Source organism: Candidatus Clostridium helianthi, from assembly GCF_045310795.1.
In the GTDB taxonomy this organism is placed as follows: domain Bacteria; phylum Bacillota; class Clostridia; order Clostridiales; family Clostridiaceae; genus Clostridium; species Clostridium helianthi.
On sequence record NZ_JBJIAB010000008.1, the window covers coordinates 114,090 to 126,950 of the forward strand.

Here is a 12,861-nt window from a genome sequence, read left to right on the forward strand (position 1 = left end):
TAATGTTCTGAAAGAGTAAAAATTTGTGCGTATAAACTTATTTTGAGCGTTCATATCAGCAATGTTCAAAATAAGTTGATTTACAGAAATGGGTATAATATAATTTTAGTAGAAATATAACCATAGCGGGTGATTATGATGGCAAGAAAAAGAAATGAGAATTCATTAGCAGAAAATAGAAAAGCAAGGCATGACTATTTTGTAGAAGAGGCAATGGAAGCAGGATTGGTTTTAGTTGGGACAGAGGTTAAATCAATAAGAAATGGAAGAGTGAATCTTAAAGACTGTTATGCAGATATATATAATGGTGAAATATTTGTAAAGAATATGCACATATCTCCTTATGAACAAGGAAATATATTTAATGTAGATCCATTAAGAGAGAGAAAATTACTTCTTCATAGAGATGAAATAAGAAGACTTGATGGTTTAGTGTCTAGAGATGGATATACCTTAATACCTCTATCATTGTATTTGAAGGACGGAAAAGTTAAAGTTGCGCTTGGAGTTTGTAAAGGTAAGAAAAATTATGATAAGAGAGACTCGATGTTAGAAAAAGCTCATAAGAGGGACATGGATAGAGCAATTAAGGAAAAGAATAAATATTAATTAAGCATGCTACCGAAAGTATAAAAGTATTTTTGGTAGTTTTTTATTTGGTTAAAATACAAGATAATATGGGGTTTTTAGATAAAATTATTATAGAAATAATCTGAATAATAAATGGGTGACATTTACAATAAATATACTATTACAAAAATATGTGTCATATAATTTTTTGTAAGTAATAATATGTAAATGAGATTAGTATTAAGGGGGAAATAATTGTGAAAAAACTTCTAAAGTTCAGAAAAGTTATATCAATTTTTACTAGCTTATTCTTCATAATTACTTTATTTAGCTCGTTTTCTATAAGAGTTTATGCAACTGAGAATGAAAAAATGTTTGACGTTATCGAAATTACTGATTTTCATGGAACACTTAATGATTCATCAGGAAATCAAGTTGCAGGGGTTTTAGCAGATAGAATAGAAAAAGTGAAAGAGTCTAATAAAGATAGGACATTGATTTTAGGTGGAGGTGATTTGTATCAAGGATCTGCAACATCTAATATCATGAAAGGGGTTCCTGTTCAGGAGACTATGTCTAAGATTGGAATGGAGATAACAACTCTTGGAAATCATGAGTTTGATTGGGGATTGGATACAACTACAAATACAACAATGAAGGGTGCAGCGTATTCAATAGTTTGCAGCAATCTTTACGATAAGAAGACTGGCAAGCGTGTATTTGATCCATATAAAATTATAACTAAAGATGGCATAAAAATCGCCGTTATAGGAGGAATAACAAGAGAAACAGAGACGAGTGTATCACCTAAATTTGTGAGTGACTATAAATTTACAGACCTTGCAAGTGAAATAAATCCTATTGCACTACAAATAAAGAAAGATAAATTGGCGGATGTAGTAATTGTATTGGTGCATGAAGGTGATAAGGGTGATAATGCAACAGGGCCAGTATTTGATTTAGCTAATAACCTTCAGAATGTAGATGCTGTATTTGGTGGACATAGCCATACTAAAACTGCTGCAATTGCTAAGAATACCAATATCCCAGTATATATTGGGGGATCAAACGGTAAAGGATATATAGATGCTAAATTCAAGGTGACTAGTGATAATAAAATCGTATTTGATCAGCCAAATCTTGAAACAAGTTATGTGGCGCTAGATAATGACAAAGGATATAAAACTGGAACACCACAAACAGACAGTGATGTTGATAAAATTGTAGATAATGCCAATAAACAGATAGAGCCAATGACGAGTGAAGTTATTGGGTATAATACAGAAAAGGATTTAACAAGAAAATTAGATGCTTCTCCATATGGATCATCAGTTTTAGGAAATTGGGCATCTGACGTTACAAGAAATTCTATTAAAGCTGATGTTGGATTTCAAAATAATGGAGGTCTTAGAATAGATATTCCACAAGGAAATATTACAGTCGGAACTATGTGGCAGTTCATGCCTTTTGATAACACAATTTATAAATTAAGCATGACAAAATCTCAATTAAAAGAAGTTCTAGAGCAGGCTGTTGCGGATAACAGTAAGGGGTTACAGGTATCGGGAATTAAATTCGGCTATGATTCAAATCTTCCATCAGGTCAAAGAGTTAAATCTATCACAAAAGAAGATGGAACTCCTATTAGTGATAACGAAAGTTTATCTGTTGCAGTTCCAGATTTTGTGGCTCAAGGAGGAGATTCGTTTACTGCATTTACAAAGTACGGTGGATTAGATGTTAAAAATGATACTCATGTTTTAGTAAGAGATGCATTTATAGATTGGTGTAAAGAAAATAAAGATAAAAATGATAAAAATACAATACCTAATACTGATATACCAAGAATGGTTAATATGTCTAGTTCAATAACTTTATTAGCAACAACAGATGTTCATGGTACAGTTTTAAATTATGATTATGGAACAGGAAAAGCACCATCTAAAGCACAGGGATTAGCTAAAGTTTCATCATATGTTAAAAGTGTAAGAGAAAATAATAATAATGTGATGCTAATTGATAATGGAGACACAATTCAAGGAACACCACTATCATATTACTATGATATTTTAGACACTACTTTAGAGCACCCTATGGCAAAGGTTATGGGAGCTATGAAGTATGATTCGTGGACACTAGGAAATCATGAATTCAATTATGGATTAGATGTATTAAATAGAGTAATTAAAGACTATAAGTCAGAAGGAATAGAAGTACTTGGAGCCAATATATATAAGAACGATTCAACAAATTTTGTAGATCCATATATAATGAAAAGTTTTTATGTTAATGGTAAAGAAGTAAAAGTAGCGGTTATAGGTTTAGAAAATAAATGCATACCAAGTTGGGAAGATAAAAAACATTACGATGGATTGGTATTTAATGACCTTGTAGATGAATCTAAAAAGTGGGTTAAAGAAGTAAAAGCCAAGGGCGCAGATGTTGTTATAATTTCAGCACATAGTGGTCAAGAGACTGATGCAGATGTTATACCAGAAAATGAAATTAACGCAATAGCAACACAAGTTGATGGTATAGATGCAATTATAGCAGGTCATACACATTTGAAAGTAAATGATCTAACTAAGAAGAATCCAGAAGGTAAAGTTGTTCCAATAGTTGAGTCAACTAAGGGAGCTACAGGTTTGGCACAAGTTGATATGAACTTTGATGGAAATGCAAAGCTTATAGGAATTTCAACAAAAAACATTGTTATTGATAATAGCATAGTAGATGATCAGGAGATTGTCGATTTAATTAAACCTTATGAAGATACAACATTAAAATATGTAGATACAAAAATAGGAACTTCAACTGGAGAATTTACAGGAAGTGGACAGTTAACAGAGCCTACTGCAATTATGGAGCTCATTAATAAAGTACAAAAAGAAAGTGCTGGGACTCAATTATCAATTGCGGCACCATTAAGTTCTGGAGCATATATACCTCAAGGCGATGTTACAATAAAAGATATGATGGCAGTATATGTATTTGAAAACTTTTTGTATGGAGTAAAAATGACAGGAAAGCAATTGAAAGACTGGATGGAATATTCAGTTAGATATTATGATCAAACAACAGGGGATAATGCAGCAGTAATAAAAGATCCAATATTAAATATTCCAGATTATAACTTGGATCAATTATATGGTGCAACATATGATATTGATTTAACACAACCTGCATGTACTATCGACAAGGAAACAGGAAGAGTAATATCAGGAAATAGAATAAAGAATTTAAAGGTTAATGGTGTCGAAGTAAAAGATTCAGATGAATTTACAGTTGCTATAAACAATTATAGATTTAATGGTGGTGGAGGTTTTATGAAGGCCGCTGGATTAAGTAATACTGATTCAAGTATTATTGTCTATGATTCAGGAAAAGCACTTGGTGATGATGGTCAAGTGAGAAGTCTAATGACTAGCTACATTAAAAAACATGGAGAGATATCTCCAGATTGCTCAAATAATTGGGAGATACTGAATGTAGATAAACAGAAAAAGGCAGCGTAAGATCTGAAGCAATTATTTTCAGGCATAAATAAATATATATATAAGTGATTCTAGTAAAAATGAAGCCATGCACATAGATAGATTTATCTACATGTGTATGGTTTCAAATTTTATTGAAGAATATTTATTATTTCTTATACTGATATTTTTATTAGCCTAGATATTGATTTTGAATATTTGATAGAAATATATAGCATATACAACAGATTTAACAATATAAATATAAAATAATTTAATATTTATACTATAAACTTAAATTTATTAATTAATTTCATAAAAAAAATCTTGCAATATATGCAGAAAGTATATATAATAAAACCAATCCGATTACAATACTTGGATTTGAAAGAGCAAAAGGTTATTCTATAGATTTTGACAAATTAAAAAAAGTTGTATATAATTAGGTCAAAGCTAAATTAAATAATCTGAATATCTTATCGAGAGCGGTGGAGGGACTGGCCCTTTGAAACCCGGCAACCGAAATATTATTTTTTACTAAATGATATTTATATGGTGCTAATTCCAGCAGCTTTTAGCTGATAGATGAGAGGATAAATTTGTATGGTGTTTTATGCGCTAGAGATTTATTCTCTAGCGCTTTTGTTTTGAGGTGAACGTTAATAATTAAGTTAATTATTACATCACCTTAGTTATCCGGAAACTAACAAAACAAAGTCAAAGGAGGAAATGTGTTTGATAGAAATCAAAAATGTGGTAAAGAATTTTGGGGAAACACAAGTTATAAAAGATGTATCAATAAGCATTAAAGAGGGCGAAATTTATGGAATAATAGGACACAGCGGAGCAGGAAAGTCAACACTATTAAGATGCATTAATGGACTTGAATCTTATGATGGAGGTTCAATAAATGTAATGGGGAAAGAGGTTTCATCATTAGAAGGAAAAAGTCTTAGGGAATTTAGAAAAGATTTGGGGATGATTTTTCAAAATTTCAATCTTATGCAAAGAAAAAATGTTTTTGATAATGTTGCTCTTCCTCTTGAAGTGTGGGGGTGCAACAAAAGTGAAATTAAGGACAAAGTATTAAGATTATTAGATTTAGTTGGATTAACAGACAAAAAGCTAAGCAAACCGTCAGAGCTTAGTGGTGGACAAAAACAAAGAGTAGCAATAGCAAGGGCATTAGCGTTAGACCCTAAAATACTACTTTGTGATGAAGCAACTTCTGCATTAGATCCTAAAATTACAAAAGACATTTTAGCATTACTTTCTAAAATAAACAAAGAATTAGGGATTACAATAGTAATGGTAACTCATCAAATGGAAGTAATAAAAGAAGTTTGTGAAAAAGTTGCATTGCTAGATGGTGGAAAAATAAAAGCAGAAGGAAGATCAGAAGATTTATTCTTACAACCAGGAAAATCATTAAAGAAATTCTTAGGAGAAGAAGATGAAGGAATATTACCAGAAGAAGGTGTTAATATCAAGATATTCTTCCCAAGTGATTCTTCTGAAAATGCACTAATTACAAAGATGGCAAGGGAATTAGAGATAGATTTTTCTATAGTTTGGGGAAAACTTGAAAAGTTTAGGAGCGAAGTATTAGGTGGGCTTGTAATAAACATCAACGAAGAGGATAAGGACAAGGTTATAAAGTACCTTGAAAATAAGGATATCTTATTGGAGGTGATCGAATAATGAATCAGGTAATAGTAAAAGCTTTAATAGAAACTCTAGAGATGGTTTTTGCATCGACTATAGGTTCACTTATTTTAGGATTCATACCTGCAATAATATTAACAGTTACTGCAAAAGACGGATTAAAACCAAATAAAATAGTTTATACAGTTTTAGATTTAATAATTAATATATTAAGAAGTTTTCCAGTTATCATATTAATGGTAGCAATAATACCATTAACTAGATTTATTGCTGGTAAATCTATAGGTACAGAAGCAGCTATTGTTCCACTTACAATTGCAGCAGCACCATTTGTAGCAAGAATTATAGAATCATCACTTAGAGAAGTCGATAAAGGAATAATAGAGGCGGCAAGATCTTTTGGAGCATCAAACACTCAAATTATCTTTAAGGTAATGCTTAAAGAAGCAATTCCTTCAATAGCATCAGGAATTACTCTTACAATAATAAGTATTGTTGGATATTCTGCAATGGCAGGAACTATTGGGGGTGGAGGACTTGGTCAAGTAGCTATAAGCTATGGATATCAAAGATTCCAAACTGATTATATGGTAGTAACATGTATTGTGTTAATCATAGTAGTACAAGGACTACAGCTTATAGGCAATTATTTTTACAATAAATTATCAAAATAGGGGGAATAAATATGAAAAAGAAATCAATTTTATCAGTAGTTTTAGCAGGAGTAGTGACACTAGGATTAGTAGGTTGCGGGGGCACAGCTACTTCAGGAAGCAAAGATTCTAAGAATGACAAGGTAATAAAGATTGGGGTAACACCAAAGCCACATGAAGAAATAGTGAATATAGCTAAACCATTACTTGAAAAAGAAGGATATACAGTAGAAATAACAGAATTTAATGATTACAATCAACCTAACACTGCTGTAGAAGAAGGGTCATTAGATGCAAACTTCTTCCAACATACTCCATACTTGAACGAACAAAATTCATCTAAGGGATATCACCTAGTTTCAGTTGGTGCAGTACATTTAGAACCAATGGGATTATATTCTAAGAAGGTAAAAAGTTTAGATGAACTTAAAGATGGAGCTACAATTGCCGTTCCTAATGATCCATCAAATGAAGCTAGAGCGTTAAAATTATTAGCAGGAAAAGGCTTAATAAAAATTAAAGATGGAGAATTAGTTACATCAAAAGATATTACTGAAAATCCTAAGAACTTAAAGTTTAATGAATTAGAAGCAGCAGCAGTTCCAAGAGCAATAGATGATGTTGATGCTGCAGTAATCAATGGAAACTATGCTATAGAAGCTAAGTTTAATCCAGCAAAAGATGCAATTATTATTGAAGATAAGGCTTCAGAAGCTGCTAAACCTTATGCAAACATAGTTGTTGTAAAACAAGGTAACGAAAATCAAGAAAAGATTAAGGCTTTAGTAAAAGCTATGACATCACCAGAAGTTAAAGAATTTATAGAAAAAGAATATAATGGTTCAGTAATTCCAGTATTTTAATAGTTCATTTTGAACATATAGGTTAAGAAAAGAAATTCAGTAATAAATAGTATTTGAAACATTAAATATACTGTATTACAAGAAGAGAGGTTATGCCAAATGTCATTTAGGCAACAAAATGACATTAAGGCATGCCTTCTTTTTTTTATCAAAAAGTTAAATGGGGGCTTTTGTTATTAAGAAAAATTGTAGATTCTATATATAACATATCTTTAATAATTTTCTGGAATAATGTATACTTTTAAGTATATTTAGGAAAATAATTTGATTTAATTTATATAAAAGTAAGAATTTACTCTAAAGGGGAATAAAAAATGAACATATCAGAAGTAAAAGTTAAATTAACTGGTAATGATATATTAAGTATAATCAATGAATTTGTTAAGGTTGATGGGTTGGATTTAAGAACAGTAACTATTAATGATGGGATAATATTAGAAGGAACTTTGAAAAAGGGAATAAATATAGACTTTAATATAAAGGTTCAATTAGTTGGGTGTGTTCATAACAAAATTATTGTAAAGATAGTTAAAGTTAAAGTATTAAATGTTGGTTTCTTTAGAATATTAAGAAGTTTTGTGCTAAAGCAATTAGCAAAAGCTTTTAAAAAGTATGGAATAGATAGCGATAGAGATAAAGTAATAATTGATATAAATACAATACTTCAAGATGTACCATACATAAATCTAAATATTAGTGAAGTCTTTATGAAAAAATCAGAGGTATGGGCTGAAATTTCTAATGTTGAGGTATCAATACTAGGCGAATTAATAAAGGAAAATGATGTTGAAGAAACAAGTGAAGAAGAAGAGATTGATGTAGCATCATTGGATAATATAGATAAAACTAAAGATTGCTATTCTGTTGGAAGAAATAGAATTACAAATAAATTATCTGAAAATGTGAGAAATTATAAAGAGTATATATTTGTATTGCCAGATATAGCTTCTTTAATATATAGATTACTTAAGGATAAAAGAGTATCTATAAAGACTAAGCTTATAATGTCGGCAGGAATAGCATATGTAACTGTACCAGTTAACATAATACCTAATAGTATACCATTTATAGGTGTGATTGATGATATTGGAGTTATATTTTTTGTTTTAAATAAGATTCTTAAAGATATACCATTATCTATAATAGTAGAGAATTGGGAAGGTAAAAATGATATACTTTTAATATTAAAAAAAGGAATAGAATATCTAACTAACTTTACAAATGCCGCAAATATTGAAAAATTATATAGTGCTGTAGAAGAATTATCATCACTATAGAAAATATTATTTATAAATTTAATAACATATAGATTATTAAGTTTATAAATTCTCTATGAAAAATATAATAAATAAGTTAGACATTCAGAGAAAGGAATATTATATGGCGAAAAAAGTTTATGCAATACAGTATGGTTTTGATATTAAAAACAACAAAAAGGTTGAAAATGTAATAGTTAATACTTGGAATGAGTGTTTAGCATATGTAAAAGGGGTAAAAGGAGCTAAGTATAAGAGTTTTGAAGATATCGAAGAGGCAAAATCATATCTAAACGAAGGAAATAGAATGCTAAAAAAGAGTGATGAAAATTATCCAAAAGATTGCCTTCATGCATATGTTGATGGAAGCTATAATTCTTCTGACGGAAGATATTCTTATGGAGTAGTTTGTGTTAATAATGATGTTGTAGAATATATAGAAAGCGGAGCTGAAAAAGATAGCTCTTCTAAAAATATAAGACAAATAGCAGGCGAACTTAAGGGAGCTGTTAGAGCTGTTGAATATGCTTTAGAACATGGACAAAAAAAAGTAGTTCTATTTCATGATTACGAGGGGATAGCTCATCATGCAACTGGAGCATGGGAACGAAAAGAAGAATCATCTATGCAATATTATAAAAAGATGCAAGAGTTAATAAATTCTGGAATGGAAATTATATTTGTAAAAGTTGATAGTCATACTGGAGATTTATTTAATGAGCTTGTTGATGAGAAATGTAAAGAGTGCTTAGGGATAGCTTCTGATAGAACCGTTGAAAAATGGTTAAATAAAAATGTTATAAGAGTTTCTGGTACTAAGGTGAAAGAAGAAATCTTAAGCATAGCTCCAAGTCATTCAAATAATATAATTTTAATTGGCGAAGATGAAAATTTACAAATGGAAAATATATTGAATGTAGATAAGAAAGATGACAATGAAATTAGATTTGAACAAATTATTGGTTTATATAGAAATAACGCTATTGAAGGCAAAAAGATAATTTCTAAGCTATTAAGCAAAGAAAAAGAAAAATTAATTTTTTATCTTCTTAAAGAGTACGTTGATAATAATTAAACCAGTATATATGTTGGAATAATAGATTTGCATTTAAAATGCAAATAAGAAAAGTGCTTAATTAGGACTGGAATATAGAAAGCTGATTGTAATATTCATAGTTACTTTTTAGAATATTTTTAAAACTGTATATAATCATGGAATAAATTAACTTGGATAACTTTTTGATTAATACACAATATATTTATAGAAAATAAATTGATGTTAAAGAGGTGTTTATTATGGAAAGATTTTCTAAGGGAATGATGACTGGATTTTTAATTGGAGTTGCTGTCGAAATGTCTCTAATGCCACGTATGGATAGAAGGAGTCAAAAAACAATGAGAAGAGCAGGCAGAAGAATGAGGAATATGGCTGAATCAGTAGGTCATGAAGTTTATGATTGGATGAGATAGAATTACAAAAAGAAAGTATAATATGTAAAAATTAGGTATAACAAAAATAGAAGGGCATGAATTTCTTTCATGCCTTTTTATTTTTATTTATTGTATTTATACTTTTGTACATAAATATGGATAATAAAATTAAATTATATAAAATTTGGGGCACATTTATATTTTTATGCAGTTTTTTATAAATTTATGTTATAATTAAGGAAATTATATTAAAATAACTAAATAATTTGTTGAATAGAGAAGGATTAAAAAGATGGAAATTCTATCATTGGGAGAAAAGATCAAGAGAAGAAGAAAACAATTGAATATGACGTTGAAGGATTTGGCAAAAGACAGAATAACTCCAGGACAAATAAGTTTGGTAGAATCTGGCCGTTCGAATCCATCAGTAGATTTGCTAGAATATTTAGCTGATGCATTGAACACAAATGTAGAATATTTAATGGAATCAGAAGAAAGCCAAGCTGAAAAGATTAGTTTATATTACGAACAGGTAGGGGAATCATGCATACTCCAGGGAGATTACGAAAAAGGTCAAAGATATATTGATAATGCTCTATACTACTGTGAAAAATATAATCTAGAATATAGAAAAGCAATGATATATTTTATAACAGCAAAATCCTACATGTATAAAAGAGATTTTCCTATGGCTCAGAAGTTTTTTTTATCAGCAAATGTAATTTTTGTAAAAAATAATAATTATGAGCAGATAATAAAAACTTTCCTACATTTAGCTAATATTGCTTTAGAATTAAAGGCATATCATTCTTCTAGTAGTTACTTAAAACAGGCTGAAAAGGTATATATAGACAATAAGGTTGTAGATGAATTTTTAATGGGAGAAATATACTACAATATGGCTAGAACATATTACGATGTAGAAGAACTGGATTTAGCCTTAGAATATTCTTGTCTAGCAAGAAATAGATTTGAACAAGTCTATAATGATGAAGATTATGCGAGAAATCTATTCTCTTTAGCAGAAGAATTTAATAAAAAAGGTGACTTGCCGAATGCAATAAAGTATTCAAAGAAAACATTAGAAGTATATAAAAAGATACAGTATAACAAGAGCATAGTTAATATAGAACATAATTTAGGAAAGTTATTTTATGAACTAGGAAATTTAGATGAATCTCTTAAGCATTATGATATATCAAAAAGTATTAGTACACAAAATCGTGTAGGATGTATAAATGATATACTAATAGATATTTGTAAAAGTTATCTGAAGTTAAAGAATACTGAACAATGTAGCAAAATACTAAAAGATATAGAAAATAGAATTGAAGAGCATGATATAGACAGAAAAATCGAATGTAAACTAATAAAATATACTATGTTTAATATTGACGATAAACCAGAACAAGCAGAAAGTGTATTGATTGATACATATGTGCTAGCAAAAAATAGCGGAAAGTTGTCGAAGGCTGCTGAATTAGCTATGAGAGTCGGAAAATATTTCATAGATAAAAAAGAAGAAGAAGAGGCTTCATATTACTTAAATCAAGGAATAAAGTTATTTGATGAAGCAGAAAAGTTAGAAAATTACAAATTATAAGTAAGTGGGTGAGATATTTGGAAATACTATCTACTGGCGAAAAGATAAAAAGAGCTAGAGTATTTAAAGGTATAACATTGAAAGAATTATGCGGAAATAAGATTTCAATTGCCAAGATGAGCTGTATAGAAAATGGAAAGATTAAGGCAGATACCGAATTACTGAATTATATAGCTGAGAAGATAGAAATAGATGTAGATTATTTAATAGAAGACGTATATGAACAAATTTCAAATAATCTAAATATAATAAAGAGGAATGTATCTTCCGATACTGATTCTGAAAGTAAGTTGAAAGATAACCTAAGCTATGCACTAAAATATAAATATTATGATTTAGCTTTTGAATTAATACACATATTATTCTCGTATTATGTAGAAGAAAATAAGGTTGAAAATATTCAGCTTATAGTTTCTCAATATTATGATTTATATCAAAGAAATAATACGGAAGAAAATACAGCTATCTACTTTAAAGATATGGCACGTTATTTATCTCAAAATGGGGAATATATTGAGGCTATTTCTTACTACAGCAAGCTTAGAGAAATGTTTAGATTGAAAGAAGATGGATTTGATAGTTCAGAGTACTGTTTAATAGGCTACAATGAGGCTCTGTGTTATCAGAATTTAAGAAAATCTGAAGAAGCATATAGCATTTTATCAGAAATCATAGGATATGTTGATGACCTTAAAACAGATGAAAGCAAGGGAAAAATATATCATATATATGCTACAGTATGCATTAAGCTTAAAAAAGATTATGTTGATGAATATAAAAAGAAAGCATTTCAATATCAAAAATATAATCCTATTTCTCTGGCAGCATCCCATGGAAATTATGGAAAGTATTATTTTGAAGTAGAAGAAAAGGAAAAAGCAATCTCTGAAATAGAAGATGGAATAAAGATATTTCCACAAGATAATGTAGAAAAATATGTGGAGTTTTTGAATTATTGTACAAAAATATTAATTGATAATTCAGAGTATGAGATAGCTTATAGGATTACAGAAGAATCATTAAATTTAGCTATTATGACTGATAATATAAAGTTAATTGAGAAGTCATATTATTTTAAAGGTATAATTCTTCAGAAAATGGACAAACATTTGGAAGCAGAAAAATATATGAATCTATCATTAGATTCGTTGTTTAAATTTGGTACCAGAGAAGAAAGAAGAAATAGATATGTAGATATGGGTAAGCTTTATTATAAGCTTGGACTTACAGCGGATTCGCTAAAATACTTTAATCTTGCATTAGCTGTTGATAAAAAAATCTAATTTCTCGTAAATATATATAGAAGGGCGATATTTTGTTAATTCGATTATAATGGATTAACAAAAT

At 29.3% G+C, this 12,861-nt stretch carries 10 protein-coding genes and 1 riboswitch; all 10 genes read left to right on the plus strand.

What is annotated here, in order from left to right; translation table 11 throughout:
* Positions 1-138 precede the first annotated feature (138 nt).
* The 10 genes from smpB to ACJDTP_RS08950 all read left to right on the plus strand — a co-directional run bounded on the left by smpB (position 139) and on the right by ACJDTP_RS08950 (position 12,797).
* A complete protein-coding gene (gene smpB, locus ACJDTP_RS08905; protein ID WP_011967982.1) occupies positions 139-609 on the plus strand; it encodes an SsrA-binding protein SmpB in 471 nt (156 codons plus the stop codon).
* A 218-nt stretch (positions 610-827) separates the two neighbouring features.
* Positions 828-4,085, plus strand: a complete 3,258-nt coding sequence (locus ACJDTP_RS08910) for a bifunctional metallophosphatase/5'-nucleotidase (protein WP_077855533.1) — start codon at positions 828-830, stop codon at positions 4,083-4,085.
* 431 nt (positions 4,086-4,516) lie between these two features.
* Positions 4,517-4,635, plus strand: a riboswitch (SAM riboswitch).
* Between the two features lie 143 nt (positions 4,636-4,778).
* Entirely contained in the window at positions 4,779-5,744 is a 966-nt protein-coding gene (locus ACJDTP_RS08915; protein ID WP_077855532.1) for a methionine ABC transporter ATP-binding protein, read from the plus strand.
* Positions 5,744-6,382 carry a methionine ABC transporter permease gene (locus ACJDTP_RS08920; protein ID WP_017212473.1) on the plus strand — a complete coding sequence of 213 codons (639 nt, stop codon included), beginning with the start codon at positions 5,744-5,746 and terminating at the stop codon, positions 6,380-6,382. The genes ACJDTP_RS08915 and ACJDTP_RS08920 overlap by 1 nt, the downstream gene beginning before the upstream one ends.
* Before the next feature lie 11 nt (positions 6,383-6,393).
* Entirely contained in the window at positions 6,394-7,224 is an 831-nt protein-coding gene (locus ACJDTP_RS08925; protein ID WP_041894123.1) for a MetQ/NlpA family ABC transporter substrate-binding protein, read from the plus strand.
* A gap of 314 nt (positions 7,225-7,538) precedes the next feature.
* Positions 7,539-8,501 (plus strand): YkvA family protein, encoded by a 963-nt coding sequence (locus tag ACJDTP_RS08930; RefSeq protein ID WP_406760955.1) that lies wholly within the window; start codon positions 7,539-7,541, stop codon positions 8,499-8,501.
* Between the two features lie 103 nt (positions 8,502-8,604).
* Positions 8,605-9,555: a ribonuclease H1 domain-containing protein gene (locus ACJDTP_RS08935; protein ID WP_406760956.1), complete on the plus strand. Its 951-nt coding sequence runs from the start codon at positions 8,605-8,607 to the stop codon at positions 9,553-9,555.
* Positions 9,556-9,776: 221 nt separating this feature from the next.
* Positions 9,777-9,950, plus strand: coding sequence for a hypothetical protein (locus tag ACJDTP_RS08940; protein ID WP_011967989.1), 174 nt, complete (start codon positions 9,777-9,779; stop codon positions 9,948-9,950).
* A 253-nt stretch (positions 9,951-10,203) separates the two neighbouring features.
* Entirely contained in the window at positions 10,204-11,514 is a 1,311-nt protein-coding gene (locus ACJDTP_RS08945) for a tetratricopeptide repeat protein (protein ID WP_011967990.1), read from the plus strand.
* A gap of 17 nt (positions 11,515-11,531) precedes the next feature.
* Positions 11,532-12,797 carry a transcriptional regulator gene (locus ACJDTP_RS08950; RefSeq protein WP_023973638.1) on the plus strand — a complete coding sequence of 422 codons (1,266 nt, stop codon included), beginning with the start codon at positions 11,532-11,534 and terminating at the stop codon, positions 12,795-12,797.
* The last annotated feature ends 64 nt before the right edge of the window (positions 12,798-12,861 follow it).